This is a genomic window from Citrobacter sp. wls717 (genome assembly GCF_005280955.1).
Classification (GTDB): domain Bacteria; phylum Pseudomonadota; class Gammaproteobacteria; order Enterobacterales; family Enterobacteriaceae; genus Citrobacter; species Citrobacter werkmanii.
This window is the reverse complement of record NZ_SZWW01000021.1, coordinates 84,784-103,041: the sequence shown is the minus strand read 5'-3', so window position 1 is coordinate 103,041 and position 18,258 is coordinate 84,784. Positions and strand designations below refer to the sequence as shown.

Below are 18,258 nucleotides of genomic sequence, written 5' to 3'. Positions count from 1 at the left end.
AGTGAATTATGTGATTTGAAAGCAAAATGCGCACATTTTTACATTCATTTGCTCAAGAACATTTTGCTTTAAGGTTAATTTAAGTTGAGGCCGCTATCATGCTCAATAAGTCCCATTAATTGTCTTAAAAATAGTCATTTAGCAGACAAATAAGACAAGACCGCTTTTTATCCTGTAACAGCAATTTTATGCTCTCCCCCTATGGGCCTTTTAACAATTACACTGAGTCTGGACGTTATGCTGGAAAACCTGAACAACTCGCTTTTTTATCTCATCAATGCCACGCCGGACTCTGCGCAATGGGCTATCTCGCTCGCCATATTTATTGCCAAAGATTTAATCAGCATTGTCCCGCTGTTAGCCGTTATTCTCTGGCTTTGGGGACCGCGCGCTCAGGTTACTCTCCAGCGCCAGTTGGTCATAAAAATGGCGATAGCGCTGGCAGTCGGCCTGACTATTTCATGGCTGATAGGGCATCTGTTCCCCCACGATCGTCCGTTCGTTAACCACATTGGGTACAACTTCCTCCACCATGCGGCGGATGACTCTTTCCCGAGCGATCACGGCACGGTTATCTTTACTTTTGCTCTGGCTTTCCTGTTCTGGCATCGTCTGTGGACTGGCGCGCTGCTGATGGTTGTCGCCGTGGCGATTGCATGGTCGCGCGTTTACCTTGGCGTACACTGGCCGCTGGATATGCTGGGCGGATTCCTGGCTGGGCTGATCGGCTGCCTGAGCGCCCAGATGATCTGGCAACGATTCGGCGCCACCCTATATTTCGGCTTGCAGACCTGCTATCGCACCTGTTTCGCTCTGCCCATCCGTAAAGGCTGGGTGCGTGACTAACCCACGGTAAAAAGAGTAGTATTAGGCGCAATACGAGCACTTATACTACTCTCCAGGGGAACTATGGAAACTCGACGCGACGAGCGTATTGGTCAGTTGCTACAGGCGCTGAAACGCAGCGATAAATTACACCTCAAAGAAGCCGCGACGCTGCTGGGCGTATCTGAGATGACCATTCGTCGCGACCTGAATAATAACAATGCGCCTGTCGTCTTGCTCGGGGGCTATATTGTTCTGGAGCCCCGCAGCGCCAACCACTATTTAATCAGCGATCAAAAATCCCGTCTGGTTGATGAAAAGCGCCGTGCCGCCCAGCAGGCAGCGAGCCTCGTACAGGCGCATCAGACCATCTTTTTCGACTGCGGCACGACCACGCCGTGGATTATTGAGGCTATCGACAATGAACTGCCTTTCACCGCAATCTGCTACTCGTTGAATACATTTCTGGTATTGCAGGAAAAACCGCAGTGTCGCGTCATTCTGTGTGGCGGGGAATTTCATGCCAGTAACGCCATCTTCAAACCGCTCGATTTTCAGGAAACACTGAATAATCTGTGCCCGGATATCGCCTTTTATTCCGCGGCAGGCGTGCACATTGAGAAAGGCGCGACCTGCTTTAATCTGGAAGAATTAGCGGTGAAACACTGGGCAATGTCGATGGCGCAGCATCACGTTCTGGTGGTCGACCACAGCAAGTTTGGGAAGGTACGTCCTGCGAGGATGGGGGAATTAAAACGTTTTGATACCATCATCAGTGATAGCCGCCCCGACGATGAGTTTGTGGAATACGCTAAGGCGCAACGCATAAAGCTGTTGTATTAGGTGATACTGCCGGACAGCGATAGTAGCGCCATCCGGCAATCGGTTAGATTAAGAGAACCAACCGCCAAACCACTGGTGGAACTTCATCATCACAAAATCCCACATCCGGCTAAAGAAACCACCTTCTTCCACCGCTTCCATCACCATCAACGGACGCTGCTCGATAGATTTACCGTTCAACTGGAAGTCGATAGTCCCCACAACCTGCCCCTTTTTCAGCGGCGCGGTTAACTGTGGCTCGGTCAGCGTAAAGCTGGCTTTCAGGTTCTTAAGCTGACCGCGCGGGATGGTAACCGAACCCGCTTCCCCGGCACCCAAATTGACTTCGCTCTTATCGCCAAACCAGACGCGCTGAGTCACGAAGGTGGCATCCGGCTTGATCGGCGTAACGGTTTCAAAGAAGCGGAAGCCCCAGGTCAGCAGCTTTTCGGACTCATTAAAACGGATACGGTCGGTTTTCGCTCCCAGCACGACGGAGATCAGGCGCATATCCCCCTGGGTCGCGGAAGCGACGAGGTTATAACCTGCGCCCGCCGTGGTACCGGTTTTCATTCCGTCCACGTTCAGGTTGGTGCTCCACAACAGACGGTTGCGGTTCGGCTGGCGAATTTTATTAAAGGTAAACTCTTTCTCTTTGTGAATAGCGTACTCTTCGGGCACATCGTGGATTAACGCCTTGCCGAGCAACGCCATATCACGCGCGGTACTGAACTGCCCTGCCGCATCCAGGCCATGCACCGTCTGGAACGTGGTATTGGTCAGTCCCAGCTTTTTCGCGTAACCGTTCATCAGACCGATGAAGGACTCCTGGCTCCCGGCAACGTAATCAGCGAGTGCGATACAGGCATCATTACCAGACTGAATGATAACGCCTTTGTTCAGATCGGATACCGCAACCTGATCGCCTGGTTTGAGGAACATAACCGACGAACCGCGCAGGGCCGGATTACCGGTCGCCCAGGCATCTTTGCCCACGGTGACCATGTCGTTGAGATTAATTTTTCCGGCCTTCAGCGCCTGACCGACCACATAGCTGGTCATAATCTTGGTCAGACTGGCAGGATCCAGTTTCTCATCAGCATTACCTTCCGCCAGCACCTTGCCGCTGGCGTAATCCATCAGGATCCATGCTCGCGCGTCCACGCTCGGCGGAGCCGTGGGTTGCTCCGCCGCCTGTACGGTCGGCGCCAAAAGGATTAAGAGTGCAGAACCTGCAGCAAAGCTGCGAAGTGAAGAGAAGTATTGCGTCATAAATGCCACCCGAGTATCCATTCTAAAAAACCACGTCATACCACACCGTGTTTACACAAAACTGGCCAGACAACCTCGGCCAACCCATTGCAGAAAAAACCTGATGGATGACGTGTAAAATAAGTGCGGTGAGTAATAACGCACTAACGAGCTTAAAGAAACCGTAAGTTGGTAAAGTTTTTAAAGTTTATGCAATAACGCCGCGCAGCGCTGCCCCTGGCACGATTTTTTTAGACGTTGTTGCGTAAATATTAGGTTTACCCCACCATGTGAGCGAGTCAGAGGGTATCTGCAGCCATGAAGCTGCTCAATTAATTTGCGGGGTTACTATGATTACACTGTGGGGTCGCAATAACTCGACCAACGTAAAAAAAGTATTGTGGACGCTTGAAGAACTGGAACTGCCGTACAACCAAATTCTGGCGGGCGGGCAGCATGGCGGTAACCGCGACGCCGACTATCTGGCGATGAACCCGAACGGGTTGGTCCCACTGCTACGCGATGATGAAACGGACGTTGTCCTGTGGGAATCCAATACTATTGTCCGTTATCTGGCGGCTCAGTACGGACAAAATCGCTTATGGATTGACGCCCCGGCCGCGCGTGCCGTCGGCGAAAAATGGATGGATTGGGCGAACCAGACGCTGAGTCCTACGCACCGGGTTATCTTATTTGGTCTGGTCCGAACACCGGCCGATCAGCGCGACATGGCAGCCATTGAAGCAAGTGCTCAGGTTTGCGATAAGCTGTTTGCTATTCTGGATAACGCGCTGGCGGACCAGCCGTGGTTCTCCGGAGCTGAATTCGGCACGGCGGATATCGCCATTGCGCCATTCGTCTATAACCTGTTCAACGTTGGTCTCACCTGGACCCCGCGGCCACACCTGGAACGCTGGTATCAGCAACTGACTGAACGCCCGGCATTTCAAAAAGTGGTAATGATCCCGGTCAGCTAATCAGCTCAGGGACTCACTTTCAATAATTCCCCGTCGGACTCGTCGGTTAACACGTACAAATAGCCGTCTGGTCCGACGCGCACATCGCGGATCCGCTGCCCTCTATCCTGTAAAATGCGACCATCCTCCGTGACCGCATTCCCTTTGACGCTCAGCACGATCACCTCTTTATCTTTCAATGCGCCAATGAATAACTTTTGCCGCCACTGCGGGAAGGTATCGCTATGATAAAAAGCCATTCCGCTGACCGCCGGTGACTTTTCCCAGTAAAAGATGGGTTGCTCAGTACCCGCAACAATTTGGCCTTTTGCTTCGGGAATTTTAAGACCACTGTAATTAACGCCCCAGGTGGCGATCGGCCAACCGTAGTTTTTGCCTCTTGCGGGGATATTGATTTCATCGCCTCCGCGCGGACCATGCTCATTGAGCCACAGCGCATCGCTCCATGGATTCATCGCCATACCTTGTGGATTACGGATGCCATACGACCAAATTTCTGCCCGCGCCCCCGCCTGATTCACAAACGGATTATCCGGCGGTGTTTTGCCCTCGTCGGTCAGACGTACCACCTTGCCCTGCAATTTATCCAGATCCTGCGCGGTTGCACGTTGGTTATTTTCACCCAGGCCAATAAACAGATAGCCATGGCCATCAAACACCATGCGCCCGCCAAAATGGTTTCCGGTTGAGAGCTTCGGCTGTTGGCGAAAAACGGTCTGGAACGCTTGCAGGTGTTTGAGATCGTCGCTCAGGCGTCCGTAACCTACCGCCGTGCCGGCTTTACCTTCACTGTCGGCTTCAGCAAAGCTGAGCCACACTCGCCGGGATTGTGCAAAATCAGGCGCTAACGCCACATCCAACAATCCTCCCTGACCATTCGCCCAGACTTTAGGTACGCCGGTCAGCGGGTCGGAAAGCCCCTTATCAGGTTGCCAAAGTCGAAGCTGACCGCCTTTAAGGGTAATTAATATACCGCGATTATCGGGTAAAAAAGCCAGCGACCACGGGTGATCAAGTTTGGTTTGCAGCACCTCCACCTTTACCGCGGCGGCATAAGAGGAAAATAGCGCAAGTGGGATAGCACAGAGAAAGAGTCGACGCATAACACCTCCTTAATGGCTCTGCATAAAGCGTAGCCAGCAGGGGGAATTACCCCGTCACATTTACATAATCTTAACGAAAAGGGGGAGCGCCCTCCCCCTGATTCAGACGTGTTCCAGCGTTGGATAAGATTGCAAACACTGGATGCTCAGCGTCAGCGTTGTCAGGCAGTTTTCCAGTTTCTCTGCGTTAACGGCGATAAAAGTTGGACAATCGTGATGTCCACTCATAAGACAAACAGCGGCGGCGGCTAACGCCCCTTCAGCACGATGAAGGGCATTCCACTCTTCCTGATCAAGATGCATACCGTGAAGCTGTGATTGCTCGTGCAATTCGCGATTCAGCACAAAAAAATTATCACGCAGACGATCGCTCTCGCTGACTGACATGTAGCCTTTCGCTTTTCTCAACAGCAGATAAGCGGCAAGTTCGATACGGGCGTTTATCAATTTGTTGAGAAGATCGGTTCTCAGTCTGTCAACAACCATACTTTGTTCCTCCTCTTTCCAACCATGGTGCAACCTAATAGTATGGTTGTTTTTTGAACAAATAGATGTCCTACATCAACAAAGCTCAATTGATTAACATAATTTACAATGTTACAACTCCAGGCGATGCGCTTAGCGAAAAGAGTCAGTTTCCCGCTGGCATGACATTTTTTGCTATACCTGATGTGATTACTGCCGTAGTGCTGATTATGAGGGGTCTATGTCGAAAGCAAATGATGCAGAGAAAATTCGCACGCTCTCAAAAATTGATCTCAATCTGCTGACGATTTTCTGTTTGATCTATAGCGTAGGCAGTATCTCCCGAGTCGCTGATATGTTGAATATCTCACCCTCTGCCGTCAGCCAGTCCTTGAGAAAACTGCGCGAAATGATGGGGGATAATCTGTTTGTCCGCAGCGGAAATGCGCTGTTACCGACGGTCTACTCTGATGAGCTTTATGATAATACGATCCCTATTATCGACAAACTGTCGTTGCTGATGCCGCTTTCCACGCCTGCCGCCAAAAAAAGGCTAACGCTCTATACGGAATCCTTTATTTCCCCTATCGTCATTCCCGACGTTACCGCGAGGATAATCGATACCGACGCCGATATCAGTCTCTTGCATCTCACCGCCGACCTGAATGAACAGAGCATTATTGAGTTATTGAATATGCGTCAGGCGGATGCCATTTTTTCAACTTTTTCCGTTGAGTCAGCAAGCCTTTCATGCCAGAAAATATGCGATATGCGCCTGGTACTGGTAGCGTCGCAGAATAACGATTTATACGGTAGTTCCATTAGCGAAGCACAATTCAGAAACGCGAACCTGGTGGGTTATAATACCAAGAATGAAAAAATCATTTACCATCGCAGTATTGTGGATAAAAAATTCAGATCCGGGGATCGCTGCCTGCTGACCTCATCATTTACGGCGATACTGACGATTGTGTCCAATACCCATTGTATAGGGGTGATCCCGGAAAAGGTATTTGCAACACATGCTCATCTGTATGGGCTGAAAAAAATAAACACACCGTTTCCCCTGCCGCAATTTAGTGTGTTTGCTTCATCGCGCAAAGACAGCAATACCCATAAGATCCTCTCCCCCATTCTGGCCGATTTGCAAACCGCCTCCCTGTTATGAAAACCAGGGAGGCTCAGCGTTGGGAAAATTGCTATACGTGAATTTTAGCTATGCGCCAGATATGGTCGGCATATTCCTGCACCGTTCTGTCCGATGAGAAATACCCCATGTTGGCAATATTGTGCATCGTCCTGGTCGTCCACTCCCGGGGAGTTCGATACAGCTCATCCACCGCATCCTGACAGTTCACATAGCTGCGGTAATCCGCCAACACCTGATAGTTGTCGCCAAAATTGATTAATGAATCCAGCACGTCTCTGTAACGTCCGGGCTCCTGAGGGCTGAACATACCCGTACCGATTTGCGTCAGCGCCAGGTGCAGTTCCTCATCATTTTCAAAGAGGCGTCGCGGGTCATAGCCATCGCGTCGTAAGGCTGCAACCTGATTAGCCGTATTACCAAAGATGAAGATGTTATCTTCCCCAACGTACTCGCGCATTTCAATATTCGCACCGTCGAGCGTACCGATGGTCAACGCGCCATTCATACCAAACTTCATATTGCTGGTCCCGGAGGCTTCCGTCCCGGCCAGGGAAATTTGCTCTGACAGATCGGCAGCCGGAATAATTAGCTGTGCGAGACTGACGCTGTAATCCGGGATGAAAACCACCTTCAGTTTGCCGCCTGTTTGCGGGTCATTGTTGACTAACTGCGCCAAATCATTAATTAAGCGGATAATTTGCTTCGCCATGTAATAAGACGAGGCGGCTTTTCCGGCAAAAATATTCACCCGTGGAACCCAGTTGGCATCCGGCGCGGCTTTAATCCGGTTATAGCGCGTGATCACATGCAGCACATTCATAAGCTGCCGCTTGTATTCGTGAATACGTTTCACCTGCACATCAAACAGCGCATCAGGATTCACCACCACGCCGTAATGGGCGGCAATATGTTGCGCCAGTCGCTGCTTATTTTCATACTTCGCCCGGCGTACCGCCTCATTCACCGTCGGATAATCTATGTATTGCTTTAACTCGCCCAATTGCATTAATTTGGTCCGCCAGCTTTCACCAATATTCTCATCCAGCACATTGGCAAGCGGAGGATTAGCCAGCGCCAGCCAACGCCGCGCCGTGACACCGTTGGTTACGTTGGTGAAACGCAGAGGAAAGATACGCGCAAAATCAGCAAACAGAGAGTCGGTCATCAGTTTTGAATGCAACGCCGACACGCCATTTACCTTATGGCTGACAACCACCGCCAGCCAGGCCATGCGCACCACGCGCCCATTAGATTCATCAATCAGCGATACGCGCTGCAACAGTTCACTGTCATCGCGATAGCGCTCCTGTAACGTCTTCAGGAAGCGGTCGTTAATCTCAAAAATAATCTGCAAATGACGCGGTAAAATTCGACTTAACATTTCTACCGGCCAGGTTTCCAGCGCTTCGCTCATCAACGTATGGTTGGTATAAGAAAAAATCTGACAAGTCACGTCAAACGCGTTATCCCAACTAAACTGGTGATGATCGATCAACAAACGCATCAGCTCAGGGATCGCCAGCACCGGATGCGTATCATTGAGGTGGATAGCGATTTTATCGGCCAGATTATCGTATGTGCGGTGCAACTGATAATGTCGGCTCAGGATGTCCTGAATCGTGGCCGAGGCCAGGAAATAGGCCTGGCGTAAACGCAGTTCTCGCCCTGCATCAGTCGAATCATCCGGGTACAAAACTCGCGAGATCCGCTCGAAGTGATATTTGTTTTCCACTTCCGTAGCAAAGTCTTCCTGCTGATTCAGTTTGCCTGCATTGACCTCACTATTTACCTGAACGTTCCACAACCGCAATGTATTGGTGGTGTCCGTCGCATAGCCGGGGATAATCTGATCATGGGCCACCGCCAGAATATCTTCAGTTTCTAGCCAGCGGGTTTTATTCCCTTCTTGTTGCAGTCGCCCGCCAAAGCGCACTTTATAATGCGTATTATGACGTTTGAATTCCCACGGATTACCATATTCTAACCAATAGTCCAGCGACTCTTTTTGCACGCCATCGACGATATTTTGTTTAAACATACCGTAGTTATAGCGAATGCCGTATCCGCATCCCGGCAGGCCAAGCGTTGCCAGCGAATCAAGGAAACAAGCCGCCAGTCGTCCAAGGCCGCCATTCCCAAGTCCGGGATCATTTTCCTCGTCAATCAGCTCTTCCAGTTCCAGCCCCATTGCCTCAAGCGCGCTTCTGACTTCGTCGTAAATACCTAACGAGAGCAACGCATTAGACAGCGTACGGCCAATTAAAAATTCCATCGACAGATAATAAACCTGGCGCGCATCCTGAGAGAATTGTGCCCGATTAGAACGGTGCCAGCGCTCGACCATTCGATCGCGTACCGCATATAACGTCGCATTAAGCCACTCCCGTTTCGTGGCGATGGCGGGATCTTTGCCAATAGTAAATAAAAGTTTATTAGCAATATCATCTCTCAGTTTATCAACATCAGAGTCCGCCGCGAGCGGCAGTGGCGAAATATACATATTAACGTTACCTTTCAAATTATGCAGGATGGGTAATAGACAGGTGAATTATTTAAACTCCGGGTTTGCGAGCGTCAGTTTTTTGCCGAATAATTTCATGACTGGCGATAAACGTTAATTCTGTCATTAATGCACGCCAACTTAAGCCTGTGGCCAGTGAGATATAATATAAACTCACACCATTAGCATAAAGAGTTTTAGCCATTTCAAGTTTCGACTGCAAAACAATATCTTTCAAATTTAACCTCATTAATAACGCTCGACGAGATAAAATTTACGCTAATTAATTTCTACAGCCAAGAAGTGACACTTAAAGCCGGAATTAGAGTCGCTAAACACCTTCCGCTAACCGATCCACTATTTATAGGTATTGGTCTTTATTCTCCCGGTCTTATGCCGATCAGATATAGATGTACCGTGACGGCATCTGTATAATCCCCCGATTACGAGCAATGTACAGTATAAGAAAATGGCAAAAATTGGTTTTATATCACTAGGTTGTCCGAAAAACCTCGTCGATTCTGAGCGCATCCTGACCGAACTTCGTACCGAAGGCTATGATGTTGTGCCAAGCTACGACGACGCGGATATGGTTATCGTTAACACCTGCGGCTTTATCGACAGCGCGGTTCAGGAGTCCCTGGAAGCAATCGGCGAAGCGTTGAACGAAAACGGCAAGGTGATCGTTACCGGCTGTCTGGGCGCGAAAGTCGATCAGATCCGTGAAGTCCACCCGAAAGTGCTGGAAATCACCGGTCCGCACAGCTATGAACAGGTTCTGAAGCACGTTCACCACTATGTGCCAAAACCAAAGCATAACCCGTTCCAGAGTCTGGTTCCTGAGCAGGGCGTCAAGCTGACTCCGCGCCATTATGCCTATCTGAAAATTTCTGAAGGCTGCAACCACCGCTGCACGTTCTGCATTATTCCGTCGATGCGTGGCGATCTGGTGAGTCGTCCGATCGGCGACATACTCAGCGAAGCCAAGCGTCTGGTAGATGCGGGCGTGAAAGAGATACTGGTCATTTCTCAGGATACCTCCGCGTACGGCGTGGATGTGAAGCATCGCACCGGTTTCCATAACGGCGAGCCGGTCAAAACCAGCATGGTTGATCTGTGCGAACAGTTATCAAAACTGGGGATCTGGACGCGTCTGCATTACGTCTATCCCTACCCGCACGTTGATGACGTGATCCCGTTGATGGCGGAAGGCAAAATTCTGCCGTATCTGGACATCCCGCTGCAGCATGCCAGCCCGCGTATTCTCAAGCTGATGAAACGCCCAGGTTCAGTCGACAGACAGCTGGCGCGCATCAAGCAGTGGCGTGAAATCTGTCCTGAACTGACGCTGCGCTCTACCTTCATTGTTGGTTTCCCGGGTGAAACAGAAGAAGACTTCCAGATGTTGCTCGACTTCCTGAAGGAAGCACGCCTGGATCGCGTCGGCTGCTTTAAGTACAGCCCGGTAGAAGGCGCTGGCGCCAATGACCTGCCGGATCAAATCCCGGAAGAGGTGAAAGAAGAACGCTGGAACCGCTTTATGCAGTTGCAACAGCAGATCTCTGCTGAACGCTTGCAGGAGAAAGTGGGCCGCGAAATTCTGGTTATCGTTGATGAAGTTGACGAAGAAGGCGCGATTGGTCGCAGTATGGCTGACGCCCCGGAAATCGATGGCGCGGTATACCTGAATGGCGAAACCAGGGTGAAACCTGGCGATATCATCCGCGTGAAGGTCGAAAACGCAGATGAATACGATCTGTGGGGCACCCGCGTTTAAATAGAGCAACCCAACGTAGGCCGGATAAGCGTTACGTCTTATCCGGCCTATGGTTTATCCTTTTATCTTCGGGTCCAGCGCGTCGCGCAGGCCATCGCCCAGTAAGTTAAACGCCAGCACCGTCAGAAATATCGCCACCGCCGGGAAAATCGCCACGTGCGGCGCAATCACCATATCGGCCCGCGCCTCATTGAGCATTGCCCCCCACTCCGGGGTCGGCGGCTGCGCGCCCAATCCCAGGAATGACAAGCTCGCGGCAGAGATAATCGACGTGCCAATTCGCATGGTAAAAAAGACCACAATCGATGAGACCGTTCCCGGCAGAATATGGTTAAAGATGATGGTTGCATCGCTGGCGCCAATACTGCGCGCAGATTCAATAAAGGTCTGCTGCTTCAGCACTAGCGTATTCCCACGCACCAGACGCGCGAAGGCCGGAATAGAAAAAATAGCCACGGCAATAATCACGTTGGCAATACCGCTGCCCAGCACTGCCACCACTGCGATCGCCAGCAAAATACCCGGAAAGGCGAACAGTACATCGCAGATGCGCATAATCAGTCGATCCCACCAGCCTTCGTAATATCCTGCCAGTAACCCCAACACGGTGCCAATCGTCGCGCCAATAAATACGGCAAAGACTCCTGCCGCCAACGAGATTTGCGCCCCAACCAGCACACGGCTAAAGATATCCCGTCCCAGGGAGTCAACGCCAAACCAGTGCAGCATCGACGGCCCGTCATTCAGACGGTCATAATCGAAGTAGTTTTCGGCATCAAATGGCGTCAGCCAGCGGGCAAAAATCGCCACCATAATCAGGATAAGGACAAACAATCCCGCGATCATCGCCATGCGCTGGCGGCGGAAACGACGCCAGAACTCATGCCACGGCGTGCGAATCTGCTCTGGCTTAACAAGGGGCATCGCATTTAAAATCGCCTGTCGGCGCCAGTTAAAAAATCGCATCCTTACTTGTACCTGATAGCCGGATTAATGGCGGCGTAGAGTACATCCACCACTAAATTAATAAGAATAAACTCCAGAGAGAATAACAGCACCTCGGCCTGTATCACCGGGTAGTCGCGCATTTCGACTGAGTCCACTAACAGTCGTCCAAGCCCTGGCCAGTTAAACACCTTCTCAACCACGATTGAGCCGCCGAGTAAAAAACCAAACTGTAGCCCCATCATGGTAACCACCGGGATCATCGCGTTACGCAGACCATGTTTTAACACCACCCAGGTTTCACTCACCCCTTTAGCTCGCGCGGTGCGCATATAATCTTCACTGAGCACATCGACAAACGAAGCACGGGTAAAGCGGGCCAGCACCGCAGCCACCGCCGCCCCCAGCGTAATTGACGGGAGGATATAGTGCAGCCAGGTGTCAGCGCCCACGGTGGGCAACCAGCCGAGTTCAACGGAAAATATCTGCATAAGCAGCATGCCGAGCGCAAAAGCCGGAAAAGAGATCCCGGTGACCGCCAGCGTCATACTTAACCTGTCCGGCCAGCGATTACGCCACACGGCGGCGATAATCCCCGCCGTCATGCCAAATAACACTGCCCACGCCATACTGGCAATTGTCAGCCATAGCGATGGCATAAAACGGCTGGCAATCTCTTCCGCAACCGGGCGGCGAGAAACCATCGAGGTTCCAAAATCGCCCTGCAACACGTTGGTCATGTAATGCCAGAACTGAATATGCAGCGGTTGGTCCAGACCCAGTTGCTTACGCACCAGTTCAATCACCTCAGCATCGGCCTCCGGTCCGGCAATCAGCCGGGCCGGATCGCCGGGTAGCAGGTGAACAAATAAAAACACCAGCACCGCCACAATCAACAGCGTTGGGATCAACCCCAGCAGGCGCTTGAAAACATAGTTAAGCATCACGCTCCCTTCGCCGGCCCCTGCATTACGGGGCCGAATGCATCGCTTATTTTAAATCCGCATCATCAAAGCTAAATCCGGTATCCGGCATGATCCAGAATCCCGTCAACCTGGTGCTGTGCGCCGAAATCAGTTTTTCCACTACCAGCGGGATCCACGGCGACTCTTTCCAGATGATATCCTGCGCATCTTTGTACAGCTTCGCTTTCTGCGCCGGATCGTTGGTTTGCAAAGCCGCGGCTAAATCACTGTCCACCTGCTTATTGCTGTAGAACGCCGTGTTAAATAGCGTCGGCGGCCAGTTTTGTGATGCAAATAGCGGCGACAGCGCCCAGTCCGCTTCACCTGTAGAAGCAGACCAGCCGGTGTAGAACATCCGCACTCCGCTCTCTTTCTGCGCTTTACCTTCAACTTCCGCCGCTCGCTGACCAGCGTCCATCGCCGTTACCTGCGCCTTAATGCCCACCTGTGCCAACTGCTGCTGGGTAAATTGCAGTACTTTCTGCGCGGTACTGTGGTTATGCGAAGACCATAGCGTGGTGGTAAAACCATTAGGGTAACCCGCTTCTTTCAGCAACTCGCGCGCTTTCGCCGGATCGTAAGGCCACGGCGTATAGCTTTGCGCATAGGCAATCGATGGCGGGAGAACACCGGTGGCAGGCGTCGCGTACCCGGCAAAAGCGACTTTCACCAGCGCCTGGCGGTTGATGACATAGTTCAGCGCCTCACGCACCTTCGGGTTATCGAATGGTTTTTGCGTGACGTTCATGCTGATATAGCGCTGCATGATAGACGGACTGGCCACCAGTTCCAGGTTTTTGTTCTTCGCCAGTAGCGCCGCCTGCTCGTAAGGGATCGGGAAGGCAAACTGCGCCTCCCCGGTCTGCAGCATGGCCGCTCGCGTGTTGTTGTCGGTCACCGGACGCCAGGTAATCGTATCCAGCTTTGGCAACCCTTGCTGCCAGTAGCCCGCGAACTTCTTAACCTTGACAAAATCCGTCTGATTCCAGGTTTCAAGCTGATACGGTCCGGTGCCGACAGGATGAAAGCCGATCTCCTTACCGTATTTCTCCAGCGCGGCAGGCGAAATCATCGCCGTTGCCGGGTGCGCCAGAATATTGATGAATGCCGAGAACGGTTGCTTCAGCGTAATCTTCACCGTCGACGGGTCGACAACCTCGGTTTTATCAATATTCTTATACAGGTTGTAGCGTTTCAGATGGTTTTCCGGATTACTGGCCCGATCGAGGTTAGCTTTGACCGCATCGGCGTTGAAGTCAGTGCCATCCTGAAACTTCACGCCCTGACGCAGCTTAAGGGTGTAAGTCAGGCCATCATCAGAAACCGTATAACTCTCCGCCAGCACATTTTTCAGCTTCATCTCTTTATCAAGGCCAAACAGTCCTTGATAAAACGACTTTGCTACCGCCTGCGACAACGTGTCGTTCGCGTCATAGGGGTCGAGCGTGGTGAAGTTAGATCCCACTGCCACCACCACGTCTTTGGCGGCCCAGCCCGGTGCGGTGGCCAGCGCCGAGGCCACTCCCACAGCAACCAGCCATTTTCGAGCAACAATTTTTGTCATGTTATTCTCCTTAAACCCTGTCTGCCTGTTATAAACGCGAAAGCGCATTTTCTGGTTGTGGACGCGCGACATAATGCCCCGGGCCAACTAACTGTAGTGACACGGGGGAAATCTCTTCGCCGCGCTTGCGGATATTGCTGGGGATATCATCCGATAACAGCACGCGCTGGGGCCGATGATGTGATGGATCGGCAACCGGTACTGCCGCCATCAGTTTGCGCGTATACGGATGCTGTGGATTTTCAAATACCGCCCGCCGGGTGCCGATCTCGACAATCTGCCCCAGATACATCACCGCCACACGGTGACTGATCCGCTCCACTACCGCCATATCGTGGGAAATAAACAGATATGCGATCCCCATTTCGCGCTGCAGGTCGAGCAACAAGTTGATAATTTGCCCACGAATCGAGACATCCAGCGCCGAGACCGACTCATCGGCAATGATTACCTTGGGATTGAGCGCCAGCGCCCGGGCAATGCAGATACGCTGACGCTGACCGCCGGAAAACTCGTGCGGATAGCGCCAGGCATGCTCAGGGAGCAATCCTACGCGCTCCAGCAGCCAGGCAACCCGTTTTGCCGCCGCATCACCTTGCAGTAATCCATGCACCCGTAACGGCTCTAAAATGGAGTATCCCACCGTCTGGCGAGGATCGAGCGATGCATAAGGGTCCTGGAAGATGAACTGAATGTCCCGGCGCAGCGGCTGCAGTTTGCTGGCGGCGAGGGTATCAATCCGCTGTCCGTTGAAGATGATCTCTCCACGCTGAGACTCAACCAGGCGCAGCAACGCCCGCCCTGTGGTAGACTTGCCGCAGCCCGACTCGCCCACCAGCGAGAGCGTTTCTCCCGGCCACAGGTCAAAGCTAACGTTTTCCACCGCATGCACCTCACGGGTTACCCGGTTAAGAATGCCGCTGCGCAGAGGAAAACGCGTCACCAGATTGCGTACCCGTAGGATAGGCTCGCCTTCAACTACGGTGTCCTGCTTGGTTTGCGGTTCAACATGACTGGGATCGTGTAAAGAAATAAGTGGGAAACGGCGCGGATACTCTTGTCCGCTCATGGCGCCAAGCTGCGGTACGGCTGCCAGCAGCGCTTTAGTATAGGGATGCTGGGGCGCATGAAAGATCTGCTCAACGCTGCCGGTTTCAACCGCCTCACCCTGATACATTACCAGCACACGGTCGGCAATATCCGCCACCACGCCCATATCGTGGGTAATAAAGATCACCCCCATCGACATATCCTGCTGCAACACTTTTATGAGTTGCAGGATCTGCGCTTGAATAGTGACATCCAGCGCGGTGGTCGGCTCATCGGCAATCAGTACCGCAGGGCGGCACGACAGCGCCATGGCGATCATCACGCGCTGGCGCATGCCGCCGGAAAGCTGGTGCGGATAACGCGATAAAATCGCCTTCGCCTCAGGAATACGGACCTGATCGAGCATCCGTTTAGCTTCCAGCATCGCCTCTTCATGACTGGCCCCCTGGTGTAAACGGATAGACTCGGCAATCTGCTCACCCACGGTAAACACCGGATTTAGCGATGTCATCGGCTCCTGAAAGATCATCGCGATATCCGCGCCGCGCACGTGGCGCATCTGTGATGCGCTCTGTTCACCCAGCTCAATAACCTGGCGGTTGCGGCGTCGGAGGAGCATTTCATCACAGCTCACCTCGCCGCCAGCCTGTTCTATCAGACGCATCAGCGACAAAGCCGTGACCGACTTTCCTGAACCTGACTCGCCAACTATCGCCAGCGTTTCGCCACGCTTCAGACGAAATGACAGATTACGCACCGCACTTACGCGCTGCTGTTCCTGTTCAAAGGCAATGTTCAGGTTACTCACTGCCAGCACGTCACTGACGTCAAGCTCATCACTGTGTGGCAACGGTATCTCCTTTTTCCCGATAAATACCGGTGGTTGGCGTATCGCCCGCGTATCCCCAGGCACGGTACATGCCTTCACTGTTAAACGGTAAGGCGACATTGCCCTCATGATCGATAGCAATTAAGCCGCCACTGCCGCCCAACGCCGGTAATTTTTCCATCACCACACGCTCGCACGCCTCAGATAAACTCAGGCCGCCATAATCCATCAATGCCGCAATGTCATAAGCCGCCAGCGCACGAATAAAGACTTCTCCGGTTCCGGTGCAGGAAACCGCCACGTTTGCGTTATTGGCATAACAGCCTGCGCCAACCAGTGGACTGTCACCCACCCGGCCCGGCAATTTGTTGGTCATCCCGCCGGTCGATGTCGCCGCCGCCAGATTACCAGACATATCCAGCGCAACCGCCCCCACGGTACCCATTTTGTTGTTCTCATCCAGTGGGGTAGCGTTATGATCCAGCACCATTTCACCCGCCGTTCGCGCCGCCAGCAGTTGAGCGTAGCGTTCTGGCGTCGAGAAAATATCCGCCGAAACGCGCTCCATACCCTGCGCAATGGCAAAATTCTCTGCCCCATCACCTATCATCATGACGTGTGGGCTGTGTTCCATCACCAGGCGTGCCGCGAGAACTGGATTTCGCAGATGACTGACTCCCGCGACGGCTCCCGCTTTCAGGGTATTACCGTCCATCACGCAGGCGTCCAGCTCATGGGTTTCATCACGGGTATATACTGCGCCAATTCCGGCATTAAACAGCGGGCACTCTTCCAGCAGACGCACGGCCTCGGTCACCACATCCAGTGCGCTACGCCCCTCTTCGAGCATCCGCTGACCGGTTTCGACAACATCTGACAGCGCCTGTATATAACGCAACTCCTGCTCCTGGCTCAGCTGTGCACGGGTAATAGCCCCGGCGCCGCCGTGAATTGCAATAACTGCTTTACCCATTTTTTCGTCCATTAAGGTGACCGGTTCCGGGGTTATAAATATCAGAATTTCGGTGACTTATTGATTCGATTTTTGAATATAGAAAGATGCAGACGTCATGTAAAGGTAAAGGCCTGCCTCTCATAATCGATGCTGTCAGGTCATTCAGATGGAGTTAACAGAAATGAATCCCCGACGACGTTGAAGAACCTATTCAAGCAGATCGGTAATCTGTTTTTTTGCATGCCATACAAACCGTTGTACTGACGGCATGGATTCAGCCCAGTTCGTTTTGGCCACCCCCAGATATTCCGCACATGCAGCTTGCAGCGTGTCAGCATGCTCAACGGGCAATTTAGGCATGAGCCACGACGCGGCCTCATCCTTAGCGACAATATCGCCGGTCACGACGCTGTACCAGATACGCGCCAGAGCCAGAATAATATTGCGCTCATCACCCTCTAAATCTGCGGGTTCTTGCCACTGTTCAAGAGTATGTCGAAACGTTTTCAAGACATCATTGGCAGGAATGGCGTTGAAAAATATATCAGCGGGTTCACCGAACAACGGTACGCTGGCGCGCCGGGCCTGGGTCAGCAAAATGGCAAGATCAGCATCCGTCAGCGCCGGTTCAAACACGCCGGTGCCGATCTCCTCACGCAACCACTCGCCAAACTGCATTTCTCTTACGGGTGGGAATTGCCACGGTACGATCAGCGAGTACACAACAACGGTGACTTCCAGCGCGCGGTAACGTTCTGAGGTTCCGGGCGGCGCTGAAATGGTCAGCAATTCCCGCATCACGGTTTCTCTTAACCGGGCATCCATTGGTTCCCGTATGGTGACCAACAAATCAATGTCGCTGAGAGGTTTTAAACCGCTGTCGACAGCAGAACCATACAGATGAATAGCCACGAGATTCTCTTCGAAAAGCTGGCGGATGAGCGCACTGGCGGCATTCACCTGTCGTCGAATTGCGTCCGGAATAGGAGTAGCCATTTAGCCCCCTGGGGAAAAAGAGCGGAAATATTGAGTCTATACTGCATTTTTCCTGTGGCGCTATCCTCTGGCATGAAACCTTGA

General features: G+C 52.2%; 16 protein-coding genes. 5 read left to right on the top strand and 11 right to left on the bottom strand.

Annotation, left to right across the window (positions count from 1 at the left end; all coding sequences use genetic code 11):
• Positions 1 to 237 precede the first annotated feature (237 nt).
• Both ybjG and deoR read left to right on the top strand, forming a co-directional pair.
• Complete coding sequence (gene ybjG, locus FDX09_RS14125; protein WP_137347399.1) at positions 238 to 846, top strand: undecaprenyl-diphosphate phosphatase; 609 nt, start codon at positions 238 to 240, stop codon at positions 844 to 846.
• Between the two features lie 63 nt (positions 847 to 909).
• A complete protein-coding gene (deoR, locus tag FDX09_RS14120) occupies positions 910 to 1,668 on the top strand; it encodes a DNA-binding transcriptional repressor DeoR (protein WP_042309541.1) in 759 nt (252 codons plus the stop codon).
• A 48-nt stretch (positions 1,669 to 1,716) separates the two neighbouring features.
• On the opposite strand, the gene dacC is transcribed toward deoR, so the two are convergent.
• Positions 1,717 to 2,919 (bottom strand): serine-type D-Ala-D-Ala carboxypeptidase, encoded by a 1,203-nt coding sequence (gene dacC, locus FDX09_RS14115; RefSeq protein WP_032940149.1) that lies wholly within the window; start codon positions 2,917 to 2,919, stop codon positions 1,717 to 1,719.
• Between the two features lie 329 nt (positions 2,920 to 3,248).
• On the opposite strand from dacC, the gene FDX09_RS14110 reads away from it, so the two are divergent.
• Positions 3,249 to 3,875, top strand: coding sequence for a glutathione S-transferase family protein (locus FDX09_RS14110; protein ID WP_137347398.1), 627 nt, complete (start codon positions 3,249 to 3,251; stop codon positions 3,873 to 3,875).
• A gap of 5 nt (positions 3,876 to 3,880) precedes the next feature.
• On the opposite strand, the gene FDX09_RS14105 is transcribed toward FDX09_RS14110, so the two are convergent.
• A complete protein-coding gene (locus FDX09_RS14105) occupies positions 3,881 to 4,978 on the bottom strand; it encodes a PQQ-dependent sugar dehydrogenase (protein ID WP_069323229.1) in 1,098 nt (365 codons plus the stop codon).
• Between the two features lie 102 nt (positions 4,979 to 5,080).
• A complete protein-coding gene (gene bssR, locus FDX09_RS14100; RefSeq protein ID WP_006685335.1) occupies positions 5,081 to 5,464 on the bottom strand; it encodes a biofilm formation regulator BssR in 384 nt (127 codons plus the stop codon).
• Positions 5,465 to 5,684: 220 nt separating this feature from the next.
• Here bssR and FDX09_RS14095 point away from each other — a divergent pair, with 220 nt between their 5' ends.
• Positions 5,685 to 6,611: a LysR family transcriptional regulator gene (locus tag FDX09_RS14095; RefSeq protein WP_087857581.1), complete on the top strand. Its 927-nt coding sequence runs from the start codon at positions 5,685 to 5,687 to the stop codon at positions 6,609 to 6,611.
• A 31-nt stretch (positions 6,612 to 6,642) separates the two neighbouring features.
• Here the strand turns inward: FDX09_RS14095 and glgP are convergent, their stop codons facing one another.
• On the bottom strand, positions 6,643 to 9,093 hold the full coding sequence (gene glgP, locus FDX09_RS14090; RefSeq protein ID WP_137347397.1) for a glycogen phosphorylase: 2,451 nt from the start codon (positions 9,091 to 9,093) through the stop codon (positions 6,643 to 6,645).
• A 52-nt stretch (positions 9,094 to 9,145) separates the two neighbouring features.
• Positions 9,146 to 9,331, bottom strand: coding sequence for a glycine cleavage system protein T (locus FDX09_RS14085; RefSeq protein ID WP_223851239.1), 186 nt, complete (start codon positions 9,329 to 9,331; stop codon positions 9,146 to 9,148).
• Positions 9,332 to 9,562: 231 nt separating this feature from the next.
• On the opposite strand from FDX09_RS14085, the gene rimO reads away from it, so the two are divergent.
• The gene (gene rimO / locus FDX09_RS14080) at positions 9,563 to 10,870 is read left to right on the top strand and encodes a 30S ribosomal protein S12 methylthiotransferase RimO (RefSeq protein ID WP_137347395.1); all 1,308 of its coding nucleotides are present in this window, start codon (positions 9,563 to 9,565) and stop codon (positions 10,868 to 10,870) included.
• A 54-nt stretch (positions 10,871 to 10,924) separates the two neighbouring features.
• Here rimO and gsiD read toward each other — a convergent pair whose 3' ends face one another.
• The 6 genes from gsiD to FDX09_RS14050 form a co-directional block, all read right to left on the bottom strand.
• Positions 10,925 to 11,836 carry a glutathione ABC transporter permease GsiD gene (gene gsiD, locus FDX09_RS14075; protein WP_069323226.1) on the bottom strand — a complete coding sequence of 304 codons (912 nt, stop codon included), beginning with the start codon at positions 11,834 to 11,836 and terminating at the stop codon, positions 10,925 to 10,927.
• Between the two features lie 2 nt (positions 11,837 to 11,838).
• The gene (gsiC, locus tag FDX09_RS14070; protein ID WP_069323225.1) at positions 11,839 to 12,759 is read right to left on the bottom strand and encodes a glutathione ABC transporter permease GsiC; all 921 of its coding nucleotides are present in this window, start codon (positions 12,757 to 12,759) and stop codon (positions 11,839 to 11,841) included.
• A 46-nt stretch (positions 12,760 to 12,805) separates the two neighbouring features.
• Entirely contained in the window at positions 12,806 to 14,344 is a 1,539-nt protein-coding gene (gene gsiB, locus FDX09_RS14065) for a glutathione ABC transporter substrate-binding protein GsiB (RefSeq protein WP_137347394.1), read from the bottom strand.
• 28 nt (positions 14,345 to 14,372) lie between these two features.
• Positions 14,373 to 16,244 carry a glutathione ABC transporter ATP-binding protein GsiA gene (gsiA, locus tag FDX09_RS14060; protein ID WP_137347393.1) on the bottom strand — a complete coding sequence of 624 codons (1,872 nt, stop codon included), beginning with the start codon at positions 16,242 to 16,244 and terminating at the stop codon, positions 14,373 to 14,375.
• Positions 16,231 to 17,196, bottom strand: coding sequence for a beta-aspartyl-peptidase (iaaA, locus tag FDX09_RS14055; RefSeq protein WP_137347392.1), 966 nt, complete (start codon positions 17,194 to 17,196; stop codon positions 16,231 to 16,233). Before iaaA ends, gsiA begins: the two co-directional genes overlap by 14 nt.
• 189 nt (positions 17,197 to 17,385) lie before the next feature.
• Positions 17,386 to 18,174: an aminoglycoside adenylyltransferase family protein gene (locus FDX09_RS14050; RefSeq protein WP_137347391.1), complete on the bottom strand. Its 789-nt coding sequence runs from the start codon at positions 18,172 to 18,174 to the stop codon at positions 17,386 to 17,388.
• Positions 18,175 to 18,258: the final 84 nt, after the last annotated feature.